Genomic DNA, 21,241 nt, shown 5'->3' with positions numbered 1-21,241 from the left:
TTCAATAGAAAGGGAAGCGTCGGATCAGACGTTGCCATATGTGTAGGCACGAGGCTTATCCTCGGCCGTCACATTCCGCGTAACTGGCCAGTTTGGTCTGGATAAAATCCAAAAAGCACTGAATGCGCAGCGCCAACTGTGAGTTGCGGTAGTACACCGCATGGATGGGTTGACGGTAGCCGCTGTTGAACTCAGCCAATACCACCTGCAATCGTCCGGCACTGATGTCTTCATGGGTCATAAAGTGCGAAAGGCAGGCAATGCCCTGCCCTTGCAGCGCCAAATGACGAACCGTCTCACCGCTGGACGCACTGATGGCGGGTTGAATCGCCCAGCGATCACCCTGTGCATAACGCAGGGGCCATTGGTTGAGACCATCGTTCTGGGTAAAGCCGATCAGGGTGTGGTCGGCCAGTTCAGCCACGCTGGTGGGCATGCCGTGACGGGCGATGTAGTCGGGGCTGGCAAGAATGTTCAGCGGGCTGCACCCCAACGAGCGAGCATGCAATGTCGAGTCGGCCAAAGGACCGATGCGAATGGCAATGTCTGTGCTTTGCTCCAGCAAGTCGATGATCAGATCATTGCTGTTGAGCTCCAGCTGAATCTCGGGGTACAGCGCACGGAATTCGGGGATGTACGGCACGATGGCGTGCAGCACAAAAGGCGCCGCAGCATTGATGCGCAAACGCCCGGAAGGCGTGCGCTGGTGCGAGATCAGGCGCTCTTCCAGCTCATCCATCTGCGCCAGGATCAGCTTGGCCCGCTCGAAGAAGAACTTGCCTTCTTCGGTCAGGTCCATGCGCCGCGTGGTGCGATTGATCAGCGTGGTGTCGAGCTTGGCCTCCAGCCGTGACAGCGTGCGGCTGACGGCTGAAGGCGTTTGCCCGGCTTGTTCGGCAGCGGCGGAAATAGACCCGCACTCAATCACCGAAACAAAGATTTGCAGCTCATCGGATCTGGCTTTCACATGCACCCCTCATTGGTAACCGCCATGATAGTAGTCGCTGAGGAGCGCAGCGAGGCTGCGATTGCGGTTACGCGTTGAGCCCGAACACTTCGCTCAGATGCTGTTCATAGCGAGCCGCGTCAACCTCTGGCTGTGGACGTTTCATCACGTCAACGCACAGGAAGGTCGGCAAACCGGTCATGCCCAGGAACTCGTTGGCTTTGTGGAACGGGAAGTACACCGCGTCCACGCCTTTGCCTTCAAAGAAGTCCGCAGGGTCGTCAAACGCTTGCTGCGGTGCGTTCCAGGTCAGTGACAGCATGTATTTTTTACCCTGAATCAGACCGCCGCTGCCGTAGCGCTGCGAAGCGTCGGAACGGGTGCGCCCGTCGCTGGCATAGAGCTTGCCGTGCCCTTGAGTGAACACTTCGTCGATGTATTTTTTGACGATCCAGGGCGCGCCCATCCACCAGCCTGGCATTTGGTAGATCACCACGTCCGCCCACAGGTATTTTTCGACTTCTTCGGCGACGTCATAGCCTTCGTCGATGTGGGTAACTTTGACTTCAAAGCCATGGCGATCAAAAAACGCCAACGCCGTGTCATGCATCGTCAGGTTGTAGCGACCATCGGAGTGGGCAAATTTTTTAGCACCGTTCAGTAACAGAATCTTTTTCATCGTCAGCCTCGTCAGGAGTTAACCCTCAGCGCTGTTGAGCGACTTGGGGCGTTAAAGGTTTAAATCATGAGGGGCAGGATATAGAGCCTTGCACCACAGAAAAACCCGCGTCGGGACAAATAGCTTTTGCGTTGTAGTCACAAATCAATATTTGATTGTTGCCAAAGGGCGCACACCCAGTCGTGCCATGCCGATAACAAACACCCGCTTTATCACCTACGCACGGGTGCGGTGACTCTGCTTTGAATGCGTAGGACATTTCTCAGAGTCGTTTTCGCCTGTATGCCTGCATTTTTACCCGGAGTAATATCCGGGGCTTCCCGCCACCCGGGCCCAGACGCCGTGGGTGATTTGATCCACTACCGATAACAACAACGTGCAGGGCACCTGATGGTTGACACTAATTCCCCCCCGGTCACACTCAAACGCGGTTTAAAAAATCGCCATATTCAGCTGATTGCCTTGGGCGGCGCTATCGGTACCGGCTTGTTTCTGGGCTCGGCGGGCGTGCTCAAATCGGCCGGGCCGTCGATGATTCTGGGCTACGCCATTGCCGGTTTTATCGCCTTTCTGATCATGCGCCAGTTGGGCGAGATGATCGTCGAGGAGCCTGTCGCGGGTTCGTTCAGCCACTTTGCCCACAAATATTGGGGCGGTTATGCGGGATTTCTATCGGGCTGGAACTACTGGGTGCTTTACGTGCTGGTGGGCATGGCCGAGCTGACAGCGGTCGGTAAATACATCCAGTTCTGGTGGCCCGAAGTGCCCACCTGGGTCAGTGCCGTGGTGTTCTTCGTGCTGGTCAACCTGATCAACACCCTGAACGTGAAAGTCTTCGGTGAGATGGAGTTTTGGTTTGCCATTATCAAGGTCGTGGCGATTGTCGGCATGATCGTGCTGGGCTGCTACCTGCTGTTCAGCGGCACGGGCGGCCCGCAAGCGTCAATCAGCAACCTGTGGAGCCACGGCGGATTCTTCCCCAATGGCGGCACCGGGCTGTTGATGGCCATGGCCTTCATCATGTTTTCGTTTGGCGGCCTGGAGTTGGTGGGCATCACAGCGGCCGAGGCCAGCGAACCGAAAAAGGTTATTCCCAAGGCCATCAACCAGGTGGTGTACCGCATCCTGATTTTCTACGTGGGCGCCCTGACCGTGCTGTTGGCCCTGTACCCGTGGGATCAGTTGCTGGTCACATTGGGTGCGGGTGGCGATGCCTATGGCAGCAGCCCCTTTGTGCAGATTTTTGCCTTGATCGGTAGCGATACCGCCGCGCAAATCCTCAACTTCGTGGTGTTGACCGCCGCCCTGTCGGTCTATAACAGCGGCGTGTACTGCAACAGCCGCATGCTGTTCGGTCTGGCCGAACAAGGTGATGCGCCCAAAGCGCTGATGAAACTGACCAAAAACGGCGTGCCGTTGCGCGCACTGGGTCTGTCGGCGCTGGTGACATTGCTGTGTGTGGTGGTCAACTACGTGGCGCCGCATAAAGCGCTGGAACTGCTGTTTGCGCTGGTGGTTGCCTCGCTGATGATCAACTGGGCATTGATCAGCCTCACCCACCTCAAGTTCCGCAAGGCCATGACCGAGAAAGGTGAGACGCCTGCGTTCAAGGCATTCTGGTCGCCGTTCAGCAACCTCCTGTGCCTGGCGTTTATGGCGGTGATTATTGCGGTTATCTGGATGATCCCCGACGTTCGTGCCTCGGTGTACGCCATCCCGGTATGGCTGCTGATCATTTATGGTTTTTATCAGGTGCGTTTGAGTACGGGTAAGCCGCTGTCTCGGCGCTGACTTTACATCCAAAGCCCCTCACCCTAGCCCTCTCCCGGGGGGAGAGGGGACTAAAGTCAAAAGCAGATTAGCTCCTTCTCCCTCCGGGAGAGGGTTGGGGTGAGGGAAAAAGACAGCCAACGCAAAAAACCGGGAAACCCGCCCGACGCGGACTCCCGGAAAAAACCCTATTCGGGTTTGCGATAGCTATTGATGATGGCTGAGAAGTCTTTACCGCCCTCCCCGCGCAAACTCATGGCTTGATACAACTGCTGAGCCACAGCCCCCATCACCACAGGTTGATGGGCCAGACGAGCCGCTTCGGTAGCAAGCCCCAAATCCTTGAGCATCAGTTCGGCACCAAAACCGCCGGTGTAACCCCGTGACGCCGGTGCCGTTTCGACAATGCCGGGCCAAGGGTTGTAAACCTCGGAACTCCAGCAACGCCCGGTCGAACTGTTGATCACCCCGGCCAGCACTTCGCTGTCGATCCCCAACGCCGCACCCAACGCCATGGCCTCGCTGACGCCGACCATCGAAATACCAAGCAGCAAGTTGTTGCAGATTTTAGCCACTTGGCCCGTGCCCACATCCCCGCAATGGACGATGTTGCGGCCCATCTGCGCGAGTACGGGGTGCAGGGTGTCGAACAGCGCTTGGGAGGCACCGACCATAAACGTCAGAGTGCCCGCTTGTGCCCCACCCGTACCGCCCGAGACCGGCGCGTCGGCCATCTGCACCCCTTGCCGGGCGGCAGCAGCCGCCACATCACGGGCCGTTTGCGGGTCGATGGTGCTGCAATCCACGGCTGGCACGCCTTCACCGATACCGGCCAGCACACCGTCCTCACCCAGCCACACACTGCGCACATGCGCGGCAGCCGGCAACATGGTGATGACCAATTCAGTGCCTTGGGCCGCCTCGCGGGGCGAGTGACTGATGTGCCCGCCCAGCGCGGCCAGCTCCGCCAGAATGTCTTTGTTGAGATCGAACAGGTTCAACGAATGTCCAGCATTGAGCAGGTTGCGCGCCATCGGTGCGCCCATATTGCCCAAACCAATAAATGCGATATTCATGATCGTGCCCTCAGCGAAGGTTGATGGTGGTGTTGACGCCATCATTCACGCTGTCATCGTCAAACCAGCGGCTGGTGACGGTTTTGGTTTGGGTATAGAACTGCACGACTTGTTTGCCGTACGGGCCAAGATCGCCGAGTTTCGACCCGCGTGAGCCGGTGAAGCTGAAAAACGGTACCGGCACTGGAATCGGGATGTTGATACCAACCTGACCCACGTCGATTTCAGTCTGGAACTTGCGCGCAGCCGCGCCGCTTTGAGTGAACAGGCCCGTGCCGTTGCCGAACGGGTTAGCGTTGACCAGCGCGATGGCCTGATCAAGGGTGTCCACTTCCATCACCGCCAGCACCGGGCCAAAGATTTCCTGCGTGTAAATCTGCATGTCCTTGGTTACGCCCGAGAACAGCGTCGGGCCGATAAAGTTGCCCTGCTCAAATCCCGGCACGTTGATGCCGCGACCGTCCAGCTCAAGCACTGCGCCTTCTTTGATCCCGCTTTCAATCAACCCCAATACGCGCTCTTTTGCGCGCTTGGAAATGACCGGCCCGACGTCAGTGCCCGCTTCGCTGCCGGCATTGACCTTGAGCTTTTGCGCCAGCGCTTTGAGATCGGGCAGCCATTGTTTAGCCGCGCCCACCAGCACCACCACTGAAGTGGCCATGCAGCGTTGACCGGCTGCGCCAAACCCCGCACCGACCAGCGCATTGAGGGTCTGTTGACGGTTGGCATCGGGCAGCACCACGGCGTGGTTTTTGGCCCCCATCATGGATTGCACGCGCTTGCCATGACGGCCCGCCAGGTCATACACATGGGTGCCCACGGCGGTCGAGCCGACAAAGGACACGGCCTTGATGTCAGCGTGTGTGCACAGGGCGTCCACCACGTCCTTGCCGCCATGCACCACGTTAAGCACACCCGGCGGCACACCGGCTTCCAGCGCCAGCTCCACCAGCATCAGGGTCGACAGCGGATCTTGTTCGGACGGTTTGAGGACAAAGGTGTTTCCGCACGCGATCGCCATCGGAAACATCCACAGCGGAATCATGGCCGGGAAGTTAAACGGCGTGATGCCTGCACAGACGCCAATGGGCTGACGCAGGGTGTAAGTGTCCACCCCACCTGCAACGTTTTCGGCGAACTCACCCATCTGCAACGTACCGATGGAGCACGCGTGTTCAACCACTTCCAGGCCGCGGAAAATATCACCCTCGGCGTCGGCAATGGTTTTGCCCTGCTCAGCACTGAGGACAGTGGCAATACGCGTGGAGTGTTCACGGATCAGCGCTTGCAGCTTGAGCATGATGCGCATGCGCGCGCCAATGGGTGTCAGCTTCCAGGTCTGAAAGGCGCGCTGGGCCGCTGCAATTGCCGCGTTGACTTCAGAGGCCGTGGCGAAAGGGACTTTGGCCAATACCTGCTGAGTGGCCGGGTTAACGATGTCGTGCCACTCGGTGGTCTGCGACTCGATCCATTCGCCATCAATCAGCAAGCGGGCGTTTTGATACGGGGTGTTAGGAACGCTCATGGAGGTCTCCGACATTATTTTTATGAGTACGGGTGCCCGGATTGGTCGCAGGACAGTTTTTGGAGTATAGGTGTGCGTTCTTCTAATAAGAACGCACATATAAGCCGGTCAAACATGCAAAAAAACATCACCTCGTTAAGCGCTTTGAACTGGGACGACCTGAAGTTTTTTCTGGAAGTGGCCCGTACCCGCAAAGCCAGCAGCGCCGCCAAACGCCTGGCGGTCGACTACACCACCGTGTCGCGGCGGATCAGCTCGCTGGAGAGTGCGCTGGGGACTTTGCTCTTTGAGAAGTCGCGCACCAATGGCTTCACCCTGACCCCTGAAGGCCAGCGTTTACTGGGTTATGCCGAGTCGATAGAAAGCACGCTGCACATGGCCTGTGAGCAAGTGTCGGGGTCAGGGGTGGCGTTGTCCGGGCATGTCCGCATGGGTTGCACCGAAGGCTTTGGCAGCTTTTTCATCACCCCGCAGCTAAGCCACTTTGTCGACACCTACCCGGCGATTTCGGTGGACATCCTGCCGCTGCCGCACTTCATCAGCCTGTCCAAACGTGAAGCCGATATTGTCATTGCGCTGGAGCGCCCGGAGCATGGGCCGTATGTGTGCTGCAAACTGTGCGACTACCGCTTGCAACTGTTCGCCACCCAGGACTATCTGGACCAACACCCGCCCATCCGCCGGGCCGCTGACTTGCAGGAACACCCGTTTATCAGCTACGTCGACGATCTGGCGTTCAGTTCAGAGCTGCTGTACCTGGCCAATGTGGTGCCCGGCGCCAGCGCCACCTTGCGCAGCACCAGCGTGATTGCGCAATTCGTGGCCGCGCAGCAAGGGCGTTCGCTGGCGATACTGCCGTGCTTTCTGGCGGCCCAGGACCCGCGGTTGCTGCCCGTGTTGCCGGATGAAATCAACCTCACCCGGCAGTTCTGGATGTACTGCCGCGAGGACCTGCGCAAGCTCAAGCGCATCACCCTGTTGTGGGATTACATCCGCGAAGTCACTGAACAGAACCAACGCCTGTTGATGGGAGAAAGTGGCGAGATGCTGTTCACCGACTCAAGCCGACTTTGACCACTTTTTTAAATTTTTAAGAATTCCCTTACATACAAACTAACCCTGCCTGAGTAGCGTCCTGTCGTATTCAAATGGACCGGCAGGAACACGCAATGGCAACAGGGCCAAACAGTGCACGAGGAAGTGTTAACGGGTTAGGACAAGGACTGCACGGTGATGTCACGACCACTGGCGCGGTATGCATCAGCAGCCTGCCCAATGCGACACAAAGTGGGCGAGGCGTCTTGCGCCTTGGGGATAAAACCACCCCCTGCCCGGAGTGCGGCAAAGAGGGCGTGATTGTTGAAAGCCTTCCGGCCATGAAATGGATGGGAGTGCCTACCGTGCTGGACGGTGCCACAGTCCATTGCGGCTGCCCCGAGGGCCGTAACCGGCTGATAGCGCCTTTGCAAACACGAGCAAGACCGCCGGCAGCCCGAGTGTCCAACCCAACAGCAAACTCCGCTGACCAACCACCGGCGAATCCTTCCAATTCGGTGGGTTCAAAGGCAACGGATAAGACCGCTGGCTATCCCGGCAGAGCGAAAGCGGACCCCACCCCATGCAACCACCCTGATCAAATGGAAGAGCTGGCCGAGTACATCGCAGGCGAGATGAATCGCAACATATTTCACTCCTCAGTGTTGGAAATGAAAGAGCTGCTCAGCTACGACGTTGTAGAAGAGACACGCAAACAGATGCAATTACCTTGGTACGCCAAAATCGGTATGACCAACCCTCAAGGGATCGGGGCAGCGAAGACTGCGGCGGCTATGGCCATGTGGACTGAACGAGTGGGCCAGGGCCGTCCGTGGGATCACAAGCTGATTATCCGTACGACCATTGGCGGGATTTGGCACAAACAAGGACAACACGACTATTTCTACGATATTTGGTCGAACATTCATTATGGGTATGTCGGTGTGGCCGGAGGTCTATCTGAAGGCGTCCTATTGGATGGCGCCGGGGCTGAGCAGATCGTTTCGGATTCCATACGCAAGGTTAAGGAAGTATTCAACGAACCTGAAGATCAATGGAAGCTACCCGGCCCAAACCGCTCCGCTGATATTGAGGGGCTGCGAGCTTGGGATGATACCCCCGACCGTAATTCAATCAACATTGGGATGAGGCTATTCAGTCAACACCCGACTGGGGGAATTACAGCGAAAATGCTCATGACCGAAGTATTAGCATTACCACCTAAAGCATGGGGGACTGGCATCCGTGAACACGAATGCAAGTAAAACTAGAATCAAGTATGACCGCTTGGCACTTATCGCCCTGCTAATCCTTCCCATATTATTTTCGTACTTGGCTACTCCTGTCGTAGTGGTTAAATTTTCACATGAAGGAGAGGAAGATTATCTATATATCTGGAACACCCAAGATCGAATCTACAAGGGCGAAATGCCCAAAGGCGGCGGTTCAGCCATTGAATGGGGCCATATTTTTCCTGATAAGGATTTCTTCATGAGGTTCGACTGGTGGAAAAAAAGGGGCTTGCAGATGTGCATCGACATAACCCCGAAATGGGGGAGGAAAATATACATCTATGTTGATGAAGTCGGCAGAATCGACACCGCTAAAACAGCCCCTTACGTTATTGCTCGTTTAAAGCAATGTCAGGGAGAGCTTGACCCTTTTCGGCTTCGTTGAATGCATTACCGCCCTAATCTCGGGGTAAAGGGGTAAAAACCCATGACTGCCAATAAACCCAAGATCCGCTCCGACCGTTGGCTAGTTCTAGCCCTCGTCGTCCTTCCTTTGGCTTTTTGGTATGCGGCATCCCCGGTCGTAGCCGTTAATTTTTCCCCGAATAGCACGCAGGTGTTCCGATACGTTTGGAATACTCAGCACAGAATCTACAGAGGTGATATCAGCAACGGCGGTTCAGCTGTTGAGCATGGCCACCTATTCCCAAACAAAGATTTTTTTATGATGTTTGATTGGTGGACTGATCAAGGTTTCCAGAGGTGCATCGACATCTCACCTAAATGGGGGAAGACCATAGAAATCTATCTTGATGAAGTCGGCAGAATCGACACCGTCAAAACAGCCCCCGACGTTATTGCTCGTTTAAAGCAGTGCAAGGGCGAAAGTAATCCTTTCGAGGCCTAAGCAACCGTACTTCAGTGTGCGGTTGGCCTCGTACTCGTCATCAACAGAACGCGAACCTAATCCGTAATCACCACAATCGACACCCGCCGGTTTTCGGTCCGCCCGGCGCGGGTCATGTTGGTTGCCACGGGCATACTGCTGCCCAGTCCCAGCGTTTGAATATTTTCCGAGCGCATCCCTGCGTTGATCAGTACTTTGGCCACACTGTTGGCGCGGCGCAAAGACAGCTTTTGGTTGTAGGCGTCCTGACCCGAGGCATCGGTATGGCCTTCTACCCGCACCCGCGGGATGTCTGCCTCGACCAAGGCCGTGCCGATGCGCTCCACGATGGATCGACTTTTAGCATTGAGCACCTCAAGGTCGCTGCCGAACAGCACCTTGCCCGACAAATCAAAGGCCCAGCCTTCGTCAGTCAACTCAAAGCCCTGCTGTTTCAACACCGCGACCTGCGCCGCAGTCAGGCCTTTGGGCGCTGTGGTCTGGCAACCGGCCAACGACAACGCGGCCAGCAACAGGGCAACGCTAACTAACTGCACATAGCGCTGAATCAACTCACGCATGGGGAACAGCTCCTGAAGTATTAGGGGTTACGGAGCACTCCAGCTTCGCAACGTGTTGCCCGCCACGGGCGAGGCGTTTGGCGTGGTACATCGCCGAGTCTGCTGCACACAGCAATGAATCCGGATGAGTGCCATGCTCCGGGTAAACCGCAATGCCGATACTGAACGAGGTCACAACGCTGCATTGCCCCGGCAGCGAAATAGGCTCACGCATGCTGGCGATGATCTTGTCAGCAATACGCTGGGCGTCTTCAATCCTGTGTAGCGGCGTCAGTAAGATCGCAAATTCGTCGCCCCCCAATCGCGCTACCACATCGTTTTCACGCAGCAAGGCGCGGATGCGGGCCGCCACCGTCACCAGCACCACATCACCCGCCGCATGGCCATAGGTGTCATTGATGTCTTTAAAACGGTCGCTGTCGAGAAACAGCACAGCGGCTTTTTCATGGGAGGTGTTCAGCGAACGCAGGGTGCGCGCCAACTGGGTTTCAAAGTAGGCACGGTTGGGCAACTCGGTCAGCGAGTCATGATTGGCCTGGTGCACCAGCGCCTGGTTTTGATGTTGCAGATGGCTTTGCCACGACTCCAGCTCATCGAGCAACGCGTTAAAGTCATTGCCCAGGCTGTTCAGCTCGGCAATCTGCGCCACAGGTACGCGCTGATCGAATGCGCGCTCGATGCGTACCGCGTGCGCCACTTCAGCCAGTTGTTGTAAGGGGCCGGTTATACCGCCATGCATGCGCCGTGAAAGGTGCAAGGCACTCCAAACACTGAGCGCCGTACACAGCAACACACCGAACAGTCCACTGATCAAAAACCTCAACAGGGTGGCACCGTGGGCACGGATTCTCACCTCACCGATCTTCTGACCCTGACGCTCAATCGGCACCGTTACCGGCTGATTCAACAAGTGATCTGCCAGCCACATCTCTGTCTTGGACAACAACCCGTTTTCCGGGCGCTGCCACTGCGCCAGTAACTGACCATTGGCCTTAATCACTTGAGCGTCGGCGACAGCAGCTGAGGAGGCAATCAAGGCCAATGCTTCTGACGCGGCGGCCTTGTCATCGAACACCACTGCCGCTTCGACGGTGTAATTGATGGCACGCGCCAGCAAATGCACGTTGTTGTCGGCGTACACCTTGAGTGCCAGCGTGCCCAACAGTGTCATCGACGTGCTGGCCAATACGACGGCGACCAATGCCACGCTCAGATGGCCGCGGCGCAGTACCGAACGCAATCGCCGGTGTACAGGAAGCCTTTTTTCCGGGCTCATACCTGATCACCCCGACGACGTGACAATTGCAACACACGAGGATGGATACGCACGCCGCTGCGGGCGACAGAGTCGAGGTTGACCTCAAACGACACATGCTCTTGGCCCACCCGCAGGCAAAACAAGCTGCCGACACTGCATGGATCCGCCTGTTCGCTAATGCTCAGGACCGCTTGGCCCGACAGTTGCTCGAACAAATCGCGACGGTCTTCAGGGCTGAGTTTGCCTAAATAGAGCGCGTTGCAACGCTGGATAAGTAAAGGGTCAGTGACCAGTACACGGCGCACCTGCAACGCTCTGCCACTGGCCTGTGTCGCGCCTTTTAGCAGGTCATCGGCGTACTCGGTCGGGCCGACCACACACAGCTGCAAAGACGCCGGTTCAATGGGCCAGCGCGCATAGCTGAGAATGCCAAGCACCACTTGGGTGACATTTTTGGCCCGTTGATCAACCTGATCCAGAGGGACTTCGGATTGAGCCAAGCTGGGGGTGCTCAGCAATAGCAGGTAAAGAGACAAGCGCAGCAGGCCGCTTCTCAACCCCTGCCGTATCGAGAAAACAGCCACATCCATGCAGGAAATCTCGGTAAACGTTGTAGGAATAATGCCGGGAATGTATCACAGGATTCGCATTTACTGTGACCGGCTTCACATAACCGGCCATCCAAAAGTAGCTATGCGAACCGTGTATCCCCCCTTTTGCAGAGCGCCGCTTCCCTGCGCGCCCATTGCCAATGAGCCGGGCGTGGCTAACCCAGAGCCAACATCAGCCCGCTCAAGCGTTTGACCTTGCGTGCTACGGCGTCCTCAAACACGCCCGCGCGCGGTTCTATCAGGCTGAACCAATGTTTGGCCCGGGTGATGCCGGTATAGATGAGCTCTTTGGTCAACACCGGGTTGAGGGCTTCCGGCAGCACCAGCGCGGTGTGCGAAAACTCCGAACCCTGAGATTTGTGCACCGTCATGGCGTACACCGTTTCGACATCATTGAGTCGACTCGGCAGCACAAAACGAATACCGCCCTGCCCATCGTTGCGGGCAAAGGCAACCCGCAGCACATGGCGCTGCTTATCTCCATCACGCTCCGGGAGTTTGAGCGCGATGCCGATGTCACCATTCATTAACCCAAGGCCGTAATCATTGCGGGTCATTAGCACGGGGCGCCCTTCGTACCACTGCTGATCACCGTCTATCAACTTGCGAGCAAACAACGTGCGCGTGATGCGCTCGTTCAAACCTTCAACACCCCACGGGCCTTTACGCACGGCACACAGTACCTGGAACGCCTCAAACGCCTCCAGCACGTGCCCTGCCCATACTGCCCAGCAAGGGTCTTCAAGGCCCGCATCGGCCGAGGGACGCCGCTCACGCAACACCTCAAGGTAATGCCGATAACCTTTGGCCTGCGCACCGCGCCCTTCCAGCGCCAGACGCTCGAACCCCCGGTCCTGCTCACCCTTGAGCGGCAGGGTGAATAGATCCTCGTGATGCCCCGCGACCAGCAACGCCCGCGCCTCATGGGACTCTTGTCGATTCACCAGACGAGAAAGCTGGCCAATCCCGCTGCCCTCTCCGAAGCGACGCGAGTGACGCAACATGACCACTTGCTGGGCGAGCGGATGAGTACCGTCGAGGTCTTGTTGCAAATCGCTGGCCGCAAGGTTTTCACCACTGACCTGTTCCAGCCAGGCACGAGTCTGCGGGGTGTACCAGCCTGCCTCGGCATCGCGACACAAATCGCCCAGCACCGCACCGGCCTCAACCGAGGCCAACTGGTCCTTGTCCCCCAACAGCACTAGCCGCGCATGGTCGGGTAATGCATCGAGCAAATTGGCCATCATCTCCAGGTCGATCATGGAGGCTTCATCAACCACCAATACATCCAGCGGCAGCCGGTTGCCTGCGTGATGGCGGAAATGCCGTGTGCCCGGTCGGCTGCCCAGCAGGCGGTGAACCGTGGTGACATCACTGGGAATTTTTTGGCGAACGCTGTCAGCCACTTCCAGCGATTTGACTTGCAGGCTGATGGACTCGGTCAAGCGTGCGGCCGCTTTGCCGGTCGGTGCAGCCAAACGAATTCGCAACGGCGCACCTGCCTCGACCGCTGGAGCCTGCAGCAGTGCCAGCAGGCGCACTACAGTGGTGGTTTTGCCGGTGCCGGGGCCGCCCGTGACGATGCTGAAGGCTCCTCGGGTCGCTAACGCGCAGGCCAGTTTTTGCCAGTCAATCGGTGCAGGCTGTACCGGGCTGGCGAACAAACTGTTGAGGCGAGCCGGCAAATCCTCAGGCGTGACCTGCGGGGCTGACAGACGTTGGCGCAAAGCGCTGTCGATTCGCCGCTCGTACGCCCAATAGCGACGCAAATACAGACGGCGGTCGCTCAGCACCAGAGGCCGACTGCTCGCGTGCGCAGAGTGTCCGGCGTGCTCAACCAACGCGCTGGCCTGCAAGGCGGCACACCACGCGTCACCGTCCAGCGCTTCGAGTAATTGCGAAGGCAGCAACATGGCGCCGGTCTGCACATCGCCTTCAGGAGGAAGCGACAGTGCAAAGTCGGGCTCTTTCAGGGTGTCGAACAGATCCAGACAGACATGCCCGTGACCCAACTGGTGGCTGGTCAGCGCCGCCGCCAGCAGCACCAACGGATCGCCTTCTGGGTCGCGCTCATGCAGGAAAGCGACAAACGCTTTATCCAGCGCACGCAGCCACCCGCGTTCTACCCAGCGCTCCAGCAGCAGCAACAGATCCTCGGCGCACGTCAACGGTTGTAACCGGGCAAGGCTTTCAGCCGTCAACGGCGTAGGTAACAGTTCGGCAAACGAACGACTCATAACAACTCTCCCTGTTCCCATGCCGGTTCAGCCAGTTGAGGCTGAGGTTTGCCCTGGAACATCAGGTCCAGGCTTTCAATCAAATATCGAGGCGGCCTCGTAAAGAACACGCCCTGCCCTTGGGAGCGAGTGCCGCGCAGGAATAAATACAATGCGCCACCCATGTGCTGGTCGTAGTCGTAGTCAATCAGCCGCGCCTTGAGTTGGCGGTGCAGGGCCAACAGGTACAAGACGTATTGCAGGTCGTAGCGATTATCCAGAATGGATGTGGTCATCGCCTGTTCGGTGTAGGCCGCATCGTCGATACCCAGCCAATTGGATTTGTAATCCGCGACGTAATAGCGCCCGGCATGCTCGAACGTAAGGTCGATAAAGCCTTTGAACATGCCATTGAGCAGGCTCGGTTCAGCCGCCGCACGTGGCGCACCGCCGTGAGTATGTTGACGCACGAGCTTATCGAGTTGCAGCACGTCGACCTTGTGGCTGGCAAACCAGAACTCCATTTCGATCTGGTATTGATTCAAACCGCTCAGTACTACCGCTGGCTGACCATTGTTCAGGCGCAGGGGTTCGTGTTGCAGATGCAGCAACCAGTCGCTCAAGGTTTCAATCCAGCCTTGCCAGCCACGTCGATTGCAACGTCGTGCGACGGCATCGTTGACGGCTGTAGCGTCAGCCTTGAAACCTTCGCCGCCGGCCCATTCCAGCAGACCGTGCAAGAAGGTGCCGGGATTGGGCCCACGAGGGAAACGGTGAATGTCGCCGCCGGTGAGTAACACATCACGCGGCGCATCAGGATCGAGTCGCTCATCATCCGAGAGCTTTTGCGCCAACGCGCTTTCCGGTGCCTCGGCAGGGCTGAGGCTGTCACCAATACGCAACGCACTGTAAGACGCTATCCACCAGTTTTCGGCAGCGCGACGAGCCGGGATCAACGGTTTGAGTAATGTGGCCTGGTTGATCGGCGGAACAAAGTACGCGGGGCTGGGCAATGGCACAGGCTGGTAATCAATGGCCGGGCAATCTTGCTGTGCGTCCGCCAGCCATCGCGCAAGGGATACGGATTCGGCGAGCACTGCACCACCTCCGAGCAAATAACCCAATGCAGACAGGTGCAAAGTCGAGCGATTGTTGTTGCCGCGCTTAAGGTCGGCAACGCCCAGCCAGCAAGCATGCTGGGCACGGGTCAGAGCCACATAGAGCAAGCGCAGGTCTTCGGCCAGACGCTCGTCATCGGCCTGCGCGATCAGTTCGGGTGTGGCTTTCAAACTCACCTGCGCGTTACCCGCCGCGTCGTGATAATGCAACGGCAAACGGCTGCCATCTACTGGCTTGGTCGAGCAAATAAACGGCAAAAACACCAACGGGTATTCCAGACCTTTTGACTTGTGAATCGTGACCACTTTGACCAGTTGTTCATCGCTTTCAAGGCGCAGGATCTGGTCTTCTGCGGCCTGACCCGACAAAGCCAGATGCTCGGCCAGATGGCGGATCAGCGCTTGCTCACCGTCCAGCTCGGCAGCTGCCTGCTGCAACAACTCGGACAGGTGCAACACGTTGGTTAACACACGCTCACCGTCCACTCGGGCAATCAATGTGCGAGGCAATTCAAAGTCATGCAGCAGGCGTCGCAACATGGCCAACACGCCTTGTTTACGCCAGATTTCGCGGTAACCGCGAAACTGCATTACCCGGCGTTCCCACGCCAGTTCATCCTGATTCAGACGCTCAAGCTCGATTAATGGCAGGTCCAACGTGATACAGGCCAGTGCGGCGCGCAGTGGGCGTTCGACATCCGGTTCGGCACAGGCTTTAAGCCATGCCAGCACATCCTGTGCTTCCTGCGCGGCGTAGACTGAATCCTTATCTGACAGGTAAACACTGCGCACGCCACGGGTCGACAATTCACGCCGCACAGCCTGCGCTTCTTTACCGTCACGTACCAGAATCGCGATATCAGCCGGCAATACACCGCGCAGCGAATGCCCTTCCTGGACAAACCCACATCGACCTTGCTGGCCGCCATTGAGCAACTCGACAATCTGAGTGGCACACACGGCCGCCAATTGCTGGCGATACACCGCGCCGGAAACGGGCTGTTCCGAGGGCAATTGCCAAAGGTTCATGGCGGTCACCGGCTGCCCATCCAGTTGCAGGACTTCTTTTCGGCCCTGGGATTTAACCGAGACAAAAGGCACAGGGTTTTCAGCACCGTCGCGGAATAAAAACGCGCCGCGTCCCGTGTCGCGCTGTTCAGCCCGCGCAAACACGTGGTTTACCGCATCCACCATTGCGTGGCTGGAGCGGAAGTTGGTGTCCAGTGTATGCAGCCGGTCTTGAGTGGCGTGACGGGCGCGCAGGTAGGTGTAAATGTCGGCACCGCGGAAGGCATAGATGGCCTGCTTCGGATCGCCGATCAGAAACAAACCCGTCTCAGGGCTGTTGTCCTCGATACGGTAAATGGTTTCGAAAATGCGGTACTGCACCGGATCGGTGTCCTGGAATTCATCAATCAAGGCCACCGGGAACTGCTCGCGAATCAAGGTCGCCAGACGCTCGCCGCCATCCGCCTGCAAGGCGGCATCCAGTCTGAGCAGCATGTCGTCAAAGCCCATTTCGGCACGGCGGCGCTTTTCTGCCTCAAAACGCGTGCTCACCCAGCGCGCGGCATGTTCCAGCACAGCAGCATCCGGGCTGGGCAAGGCGTCCAAAGCGGCTTTCAGGCCGGGCATGGCGTCCAGACCCGGATGCTGCGGCGGCTGCCCTTTCCAGGCTTCGGCCATGCCATCAGGTGTCAGACGAGTGAATCCAGTGCTCAGGTCCAGTTGTTCCAGCGTGTCGTCCGCAGCCCACGTGCTGAGCTTGTCAAACCAGGGTTCAAAGTAACGCGCTTGCATCTTGCGCCCGTCGACACTTTTACTGGCTACGCCTTGCAGGCAAATATCGCGCAGGTCCTGCGCCCATTGCAGCCACGGGGTTTTAAGCTGGGTGAGTACCTGACGGCGCTCTTGCAGGCTGGCATCGATAATCTGCGCGGGGCTTTGTTCGGGATCTACCCCCGTCCGCGAACTACCAAACAGCGCGCGTATACGCGGCAATAAGGCGTCGGGGCCACTCAAATGCGCACGCACCCAGTTCAGCGCGTCACCGTGCATGGGATAGCAAAACAGGCGCCAGTAATCACGCACCACTTCGCCCAGCAAGTCGCTGTGGTCGGTTTCCAACGTTTGAGTGAACAGGCTACCGCTGTCGAACGCATGCTCACGCAACATCCGCTGACACCAACTGTGGATAGTCGAAACAGCGGCTTCATCCATCCATTGCGCGGCAATGTCGAGCCGACCTGCGCATCCTGGCCATTGTTCGGACGAAAACTGATCTCGCAGTTGCGCAACCAAAGCGTCTGGCGCCTGGATCTCGTCTCGGAAAAACCGTGCTGCTTCGGCAAGACGGGTGCGGATACGGTCGCGCAATTCTTTGGTGGCGGCATCGGTGAAGGTCACCACGAGAATTTGTGGCGGTAACAATTCGCGGCCAAACCCGGCGTCCTGCGATCCGTGTCCCAGTATCAAACGCAGATAGAGCGCCGAGATGGTGAAGGTCTTGCCGGTGCCGGCGCTGGCTTCGATCAGTTGGCTGCCGTGCAAGGGAAAGGCTAGCGCCAGGGGTTCTGTTTGCGCACTCATTAGCGGGCCACCTCGCTGTTCAGTGAACGCCAAGGGGCGTCAAACAAGGGGCGATATAGGGCGTCGCACCAGTCTTCAAATTCATTGGCGGCAATCAGCGCCGCGTAGTCCGGGAACTGACGGGCGAGCGCAGCACTTTCGCGGCGTTCGCCATTACTGGTCTGACCATCACCTTCGTACGCTTTCTGTGCCGCGGCTTCAGCTTTGGCCGGATCGCTGTGGGCCAGCCAGGCGAAGGCTGTTTTCACCGCAACCGGCAGCGGGCGACTCATCCCGGCCTTCCAGGCCAGCAACAGATTGCCGAGAATGTCACGGGCGTGGTGAGGCGCCATAGGCTCAAGCAACAAGGTGTCATCGCTGGCGACCAACGCGGTGGACATGGGCAAGCCACTGGCGCAGGCAACCAGATGGTTCACCCACGGCCGGGTCAATCGGTGCCATTTACGGGTTTTAATCGCGCCAATGCTGTTAGGGATAGTGGTAATGGAGAGGAGGCCGTTATCACTTCGCTGATGCAGATTACCCAGCCACCCTTCCAGTCTCAGCCCATGTTCTTCGAGGCTGACAGGCAAGGCGCTGTTCAGTGGCGTAGGCCAAAGCGTCAGCAACTGTTGATAGCGCTGCAATACGTCGGGCAAAGGTTCTATCAACTCTTGCTGCAAGCACTCGCCAAACCCGGCCATCGGTAACAGGCCGCTGCCTTGCAGCCGCAGGGCGCGGTTATGCAAGGCTTGCTCCAGTTGATCGGGCTGGGCCAAGGCGGCGTCGAGCAAGCTGTCGCTCAAGGTGTAACGCTGTAACGCATCGAGGACGAAAGGCTCTTCATCTGCAAGAGGCGCTTCTGCGGCTTCAAAGAACACTTTCAAACGCTGACTGAAGAAGTGGCGCACCGGGTTGCGCAAGAAATCCTGCAACTGAGTCAGGTTCAAGGGTTCTTCTTGTTCGTGTGCGATGAGTGACCCGGGCTGAACCGGCGCGTCTTGAAACTCGTGCAATTGCTGCCACTCACGGGCGTAGCTGAAGAGGTTGGGATTGCCTTCATGAAAGTAGCGGGTGCTGAACGGTTGCAACGGATGCTCTTGAGTCATGGCCTCAAGCAGATCACTGCCGTCCTGCTGCTTCCAGCCACTGGCGATATGATCACGCAGTTGTCCGATCAGAACGCAGGCGGGACGCTCGCTATTGTCGCGGATACTGCGCCCTACCCAACTGATGTACAGCTGATCACGGGCTGAAAGCAGCGCTTCAAGCAACAAATAACGGTCATCTTCACGGCGCGAACGATCGCCGGGGCGATAGTCGCTGCCCATCAAGTCGAAATCCAGCGGCGGCTGTGCACGCGGATAGTCGCCGTCATTCATCCCCAGCAAGCACACCAGTTTGAACGGGATGGCGCGCATCGGCATCAGGGTGCAGAAGTTGACCGCACCGGCCAGGAATCGTTGGGACAACTTGCCTTGGTCGAGGCCAGCCAACCAAGCCTCACGTACGACGGTGAGCGGTAACTCATCTTGCAGGCCAACCAGCTCACAGGTTTCAAGCCAGTTTTCCCGCAGCTCTTCCAGCTGAGCCAGCAGATAGTCGTCGTGCTCGGTTTCCGCCAGGAAGAAGAGTTGGACCAGCGCTTGCAGGCGTTCGCCCCATTGCTGTGGCAAGGCTGGTTGCGAGAGTTCCTGATGGGCAATTTCCAGCGCATCGAGCAGTGCCACAAGCGGGCCAATCAATACAGCATCCAGGCCACCAATTTCATCGTAAGGCTCAATGCCATCACAGGCTTCGCCACTGCCCACGGCATAGCCCAGCAGCATGCGGCGCAAACCGAATCGCCAACTGTTCTGCTCCAGTTGTGCCGGTAAGCCGAGGCCGGCGCGCTGTTGCGCATTCAATCCCCAGCGAATCCCTGCACCTTCGATCCAGCGATGCAAGGTTGGAAGGTCGCGCTCTTGGACGTTAAAGCGCGCTCGTAACGAGGGAACGTCCAGAAGATCGAGAATCTCGCTAACCGGGAAGCGGCTGTCAGGCAATTTAAGCAAGTGCTCGATGGCGATCAGCAGTGGATCACGGCCCCGCTGGCCTTGGTCTGCCAGGGTGTAGGGAATGAAACGGCGATCGTCGCGTTCGATCTGGCCAAATACTGCCCGAATATGGGGTGCGTAACTGTCGACGTCCGGCACCATTACGATCACATCCCGTGGCTGTAAGCCAGGATCTTCGCTGAAACGGGCCAGTAATTGGTCGTGAAGGATCTCGACCTCACGTTGCGCGCTATGGGCAATATGAAAACGGATTGAACGATCGGTGTCTAAATCAACAGCAGGCCATAGCTCACGTGTTTCATTGAGAGGACGCAGCTCAAGAATATCGTCTTGTAATTGATTCAATACGTTGAGGGGCTCTACTTCGCTGAACAGGTCAATCCGTCCATCGCGAAAGGCGGCTCGATAGCTGTTCGGATCGTCATAACTGTCCAACAAGTTAATGTAGTCACGCCCCTGCTTGCCCCACGCAGCCAGTAAGGGGTGAGCATGTTGATGCAGGATGTCGATATCCAGCGCGGTAGGCATTCCAGCTTTGCGGGCTTGGCGTTTGTACTGATGACGCAGCAGATCTTTGTCCGCCACGATGTCAGACCAATGATGACGGCAAGGGTTGTGAACACACAGCAGTACCTGACTGAAGCGGGCCAGCCCTGCCAACGCTTCGAGTGCCTGGGCAGGCAACGAAGAAATGCCAAAGACGATGACTCGGGCCGGCAAGCCGGGCGGAGCTTGCTCGAGGGTATTGATCCTGTCCATAAAGCGCTGATGCACGCCGGCACGACTCTGCGACATGCCTTCTTCACCTACATCGAGCAGAAGCTCACGCCACAGTTCAGCTTGCCAGCAATTGGCAGAACTTAAGACTGGGGTTTCGCCTCGTGCATTGCGTAGCTGGTGACGGCCTGCCGCCCAGTCTTCAAGCCAATCGGCGCGATAAACCTGGTATTGGTCGAAGAGGTCGGCGAGGCGCTCTGACAATTGATAGCGTTTGCGCAGATCAGTGTCGTGGGTCAGAAACCGCTGCAAGGGTTCGAAGTGCGGCTGATCAATAAGAGCAGGCAACAAACGCATCAAACGCCACGTTAGCGGGGCTTTATCCAGCAAGGATTTGGCGGGGATTTGCTCTGTGCCTAATACGATTCGATAGAGCTGCCACATGAAACTGCCGGGCAGTTGCACATCAACAGCGGCAGCAATCCCGCAGCCACCCAAGTCGTCATCCTGAGCATCTTCGGCCAGAGCTAGCTTCAGCCATTGAGCGATGCCATTGCTCTGTACCAGTGCAATTTCGTTCTCCAAAGGCGCCAAGGGATAGCGCCGCATCCAGCTCACGACCAAGCCTCGCAGTTCATCAAGGCGATTACCGTGAACGACCATAAAACCTGGATTCAGAGAAGTAGCGACCGGCATGAAGGCATCCTTAGGGGAAGGCAATATCCAAAGACGAACCTTAACATTGCACGGGGGGCAGTTGCTGCAAGCTGCAAGCGAACAGCTGCAAGCGAACAGCTTGGGGCATACCGAGAGTATTCAAACCTGTCGTTTGAGGCTTGTGGCTCGCTGCGGTTTTTTTGCCCACAAAAACAAACCCCCTGTCTGCGTGAGCAGACAGGGGGTTTGGAATTTAATCTTGACGATGACCTACTCTCACATGGGGAAACCCCACACTACCATCGGCGA

At 57.5% G+C, this 21,241-nt stretch carries 15 protein-coding genes; 5 read left to right on the top strand and 10 right to left on the bottom strand.

The genetic code is table 11. The features are described from left to right. Positions 1-55 precede the first annotated feature (55 nt). Both GHN86_RS17100 and GHN86_RS17095 read right to left on the bottom strand, forming a co-directional pair. Positions 56-967: a LysR family transcriptional regulator gene (locus GHN86_RS17100; RefSeq protein WP_323369417.1), complete on the bottom strand. Its 912-nt coding sequence runs from the start codon at positions 965-967 to the stop codon at positions 56-58. Positions 968-1,034: 67 nt separating this feature from the next. Continuing rightward, positions 1,035-1,625, bottom strand: a complete 591-nt coding sequence (locus tag GHN86_RS17095; RefSeq protein WP_153380156.1) for an NAD(P)H-dependent oxidoreductase — start codon at positions 1,623-1,625, stop codon at positions 1,035-1,037. A 390-nt stretch (positions 1,626-2,015) separates the two neighbouring features. On the opposite strand from GHN86_RS17095, the gene GHN86_RS17090 reads away from it, so the two are divergent. Then, positions 2,016-3,416: an amino acid permease gene (locus GHN86_RS17090; RefSeq protein ID WP_153380154.1), complete on the top strand. Its 1,401-nt coding sequence runs from the start codon at positions 2,016-2,018 to the stop codon at positions 3,414-3,416. A gap of 167 nt (positions 3,417-3,583) precedes the next feature. Here the strand turns inward: GHN86_RS17090 and mmsB are convergent, their stop codons facing one another. Both mmsB and GHN86_RS17080 read right to left on the bottom strand, forming a co-directional pair. Beyond that, the gene (gene mmsB / locus GHN86_RS17085; protein WP_153380152.1) at positions 3,584-4,471 is read right to left on the bottom strand and encodes a 3-hydroxyisobutyrate dehydrogenase; all 888 of its coding nucleotides are present in this window, start codon (positions 4,469-4,471) and stop codon (positions 3,584-3,586) included. A 10-nt stretch (positions 4,472-4,481) separates the two neighbouring features. Beyond that, positions 4,482-5,996 carry a CoA-acylating methylmalonate-semialdehyde dehydrogenase gene (locus GHN86_RS17080; protein ID WP_153380150.1) on the bottom strand — a complete coding sequence of 505 codons (1,515 nt, stop codon included), beginning with the start codon at positions 5,994-5,996 and terminating at the stop codon, positions 4,482-4,484. Between the two features lie 114 nt (positions 5,997-6,110). Between GHN86_RS17080 and GHN86_RS17075 the strand changes: the two genes are divergently transcribed. From GHN86_RS17075 to GHN86_RS17060, 4 genes are all read left to right on the top strand, one after another. Continuing rightward, on the top strand, positions 6,111-7,070 hold the full coding sequence (locus GHN86_RS17075; RefSeq protein ID WP_153380148.1) for a LysR family transcriptional regulator: 960 nt from the start codon (positions 6,111-6,113) through the stop codon (positions 7,068-7,070). Between the two features lie 95 nt (positions 7,071-7,165). Then, entirely contained in the window at positions 7,166-8,296 is a 1,131-nt protein-coding gene (locus tag GHN86_RS17070; protein ID WP_153380146.1) for a polymorphic toxin type 44 domain-containing protein, read from the top strand. After that, positions 8,277-8,708 carry a hypothetical protein gene (locus GHN86_RS17065; protein ID WP_323369416.1) on the top strand — a complete coding sequence of 144 codons (432 nt, stop codon included), beginning with the start codon at positions 8,277-8,279 and terminating at the stop codon, positions 8,706-8,708. The genes GHN86_RS17070 and GHN86_RS17065 overlap by 20 nt, the downstream gene beginning before the upstream one ends. Positions 8,709-8,750: 42 nt before the next feature. Then, positions 8,751-9,170 carry a hypothetical protein gene (locus GHN86_RS17060; protein WP_153380144.1) on the top strand — a complete coding sequence of 140 codons (420 nt, stop codon included), beginning with the start codon at positions 8,751-8,753 and terminating at the stop codon, positions 9,168-9,170. Positions 9,171-9,226: 56 nt separating this feature from the next. Here GHN86_RS17060 and GHN86_RS17055 read toward each other — a convergent pair whose 3' ends face one another. The 6 genes from GHN86_RS17055 to recC all read right to left on the bottom strand — a co-directional run bounded on the left by GHN86_RS17055 (position 9,227) and on the right by recC (position 20,971). Beyond that, complete coding sequence (locus tag GHN86_RS17055; protein WP_153380142.1) at positions 9,227-9,730, bottom strand: OmpA family protein; 504 nt, start codon at positions 9,728-9,730, stop codon at positions 9,227-9,229. Next, complete coding sequence (locus GHN86_RS17050; RefSeq protein WP_153380140.1) at positions 9,723-11,006, bottom strand: diguanylate cyclase domain-containing protein; 1,284 nt, start codon at positions 11,004-11,006, stop codon at positions 9,723-9,725. Before GHN86_RS17050 ends, GHN86_RS17055 begins: the two co-directional genes overlap by 8 nt. Next, positions 11,003-11,578, bottom strand: coding sequence for a YfiR family protein (locus GHN86_RS17045; protein ID WP_153380138.1), 576 nt, complete (start codon positions 11,576-11,578; stop codon positions 11,003-11,005). Before GHN86_RS17045 ends, GHN86_RS17050 begins: the two co-directional genes overlap by 4 nt. Before the next feature lie 176 nt (positions 11,579-11,754). Further along, complete coding sequence (gene recD, locus GHN86_RS17040) at positions 11,755-13,836, bottom strand: exodeoxyribonuclease V subunit alpha (RefSeq protein WP_153380136.1); 2,082 nt, start codon at positions 13,834-13,836, stop codon at positions 11,755-11,757. Then, the gene (recB, locus tag GHN86_RS17035; RefSeq protein ID WP_153380134.1) at positions 13,833-17,522 is read right to left on the bottom strand and encodes an exodeoxyribonuclease V subunit beta; all 3,690 of its coding nucleotides are present in this window, start codon (positions 17,520-17,522) and stop codon (positions 13,833-13,835) included. The genes recD and recB overlap by 4 nt, the downstream gene beginning before the upstream one ends. Next, complete coding sequence (gene recC / locus GHN86_RS17030; RefSeq protein WP_153386985.1) at positions 17,522-20,971, bottom strand: exodeoxyribonuclease V subunit gamma; 3,450 nt, start codon at positions 20,969-20,971, stop codon at positions 17,522-17,524. Before recC ends, recB begins: the two co-directional genes overlap by 1 nt. Positions 20,972-21,241: the final 270 nt, after the last annotated feature.

The sequence above is a fragment of the Pseudomonas helleri genome, assembly GCF_009600315.1.
Lineage (GTDB): Bacteria > Pseudomonadota > Gammaproteobacteria > Pseudomonadales > Pseudomonadaceae > Aquipseudomonas > Aquipseudomonas helleri_A.
This window is presented reverse-complemented; position numbering and strand designations above follow the sequence as displayed.

What these genes read in the sequence shown, in the direction of transcription:
- GHN86_RS17095 (WP_153380156.1), bottom strand. Translation starts at nt 1,625, where the DNA reads ATGAAAAAGATTCTGTTACTGAACGGTGCTAAAAAATTTGCCCACTCC.
- GHN86_RS17090 (WP_153380154.1), top strand. Translation starts at nt 2,016, where the DNA reads ATGGTTGACACTAATTCCCCCCCGGTCACACTCAAACGCGGTTTAAAA.
- mmsB (WP_153380152.1), bottom strand. Translation starts at nt 4,471, where the DNA reads ATGAATATCGCATTTATTGGTTTGGGCAATATGGGCGCACCGATGGCG.
- GHN86_RS17080 (WP_153380150.1), bottom strand. Translation starts at nt 5,996, where the DNA reads ATGAGCGTTCCTAACACCCCGTATCAAAACGCCCGCTTGCTGATTGAT.
- GHN86_RS17075 (WP_153380148.1), top strand. Translation starts at nt 6,111, where the DNA reads ATGCAAAAAAACATCACCTCGTTAAGCGCTTTGAACTGGGACGACCTG.
- GHN86_RS17070 (WP_153380146.1), top strand. Translation starts at nt 7,166, where the DNA reads ATGGCAACAGGGCCAAACAGTGCACGAGGAAGTGTTAACGGGTTAGGA.
- GHN86_RS17060 (WP_153380144.1), top strand. Translation starts at nt 8,751, where the DNA reads ATGACTGCCAATAAACCCAAGATCCGCTCCGACCGTTGGCTAGTTCTA.
- GHN86_RS17055 (WP_153380142.1), bottom strand. Translation starts at nt 9,730, where the DNA reads ATGCGTGAGTTGATTCAGCGCTATGTGCAGTTAGTTAGCGTTGCCCTG.
- GHN86_RS17050 (WP_153380140.1), bottom strand. Translation starts at nt 11,006, where the DNA reads ATGAGCCCGGAAAAAAGGCTTCCTGTACACCGGCGATTGCGTTCGGTA.
- GHN86_RS17045 (WP_153380138.1), bottom strand. Translation starts at nt 11,578, where the DNA reads ATGGATGTGGCTGTTTTCTCGATACGGCAGGGGTTGAGAAGCGGCCTG.
- recD (WP_153380136.1), bottom strand. Translation starts at nt 13,836, where the DNA reads ATGAGTCGTTCGTTTGCCGAACTGTTACCTACGCCGTTGACGGCTGAA.
- recB (WP_153380134.1), bottom strand. Translation starts at nt 17,522, where the DNA reads ATGAGTGCGCAAACAGAACCCCTGGCGCTAGCCTTTCCCTTGCACGGC.
- recC (WP_153386985.1), bottom strand. Translation starts at nt 20,971, where the DNA reads ATGCCGGTCGCTACTTCTCTGAATCCAGGTTTTATGGTCGTTCACGGT.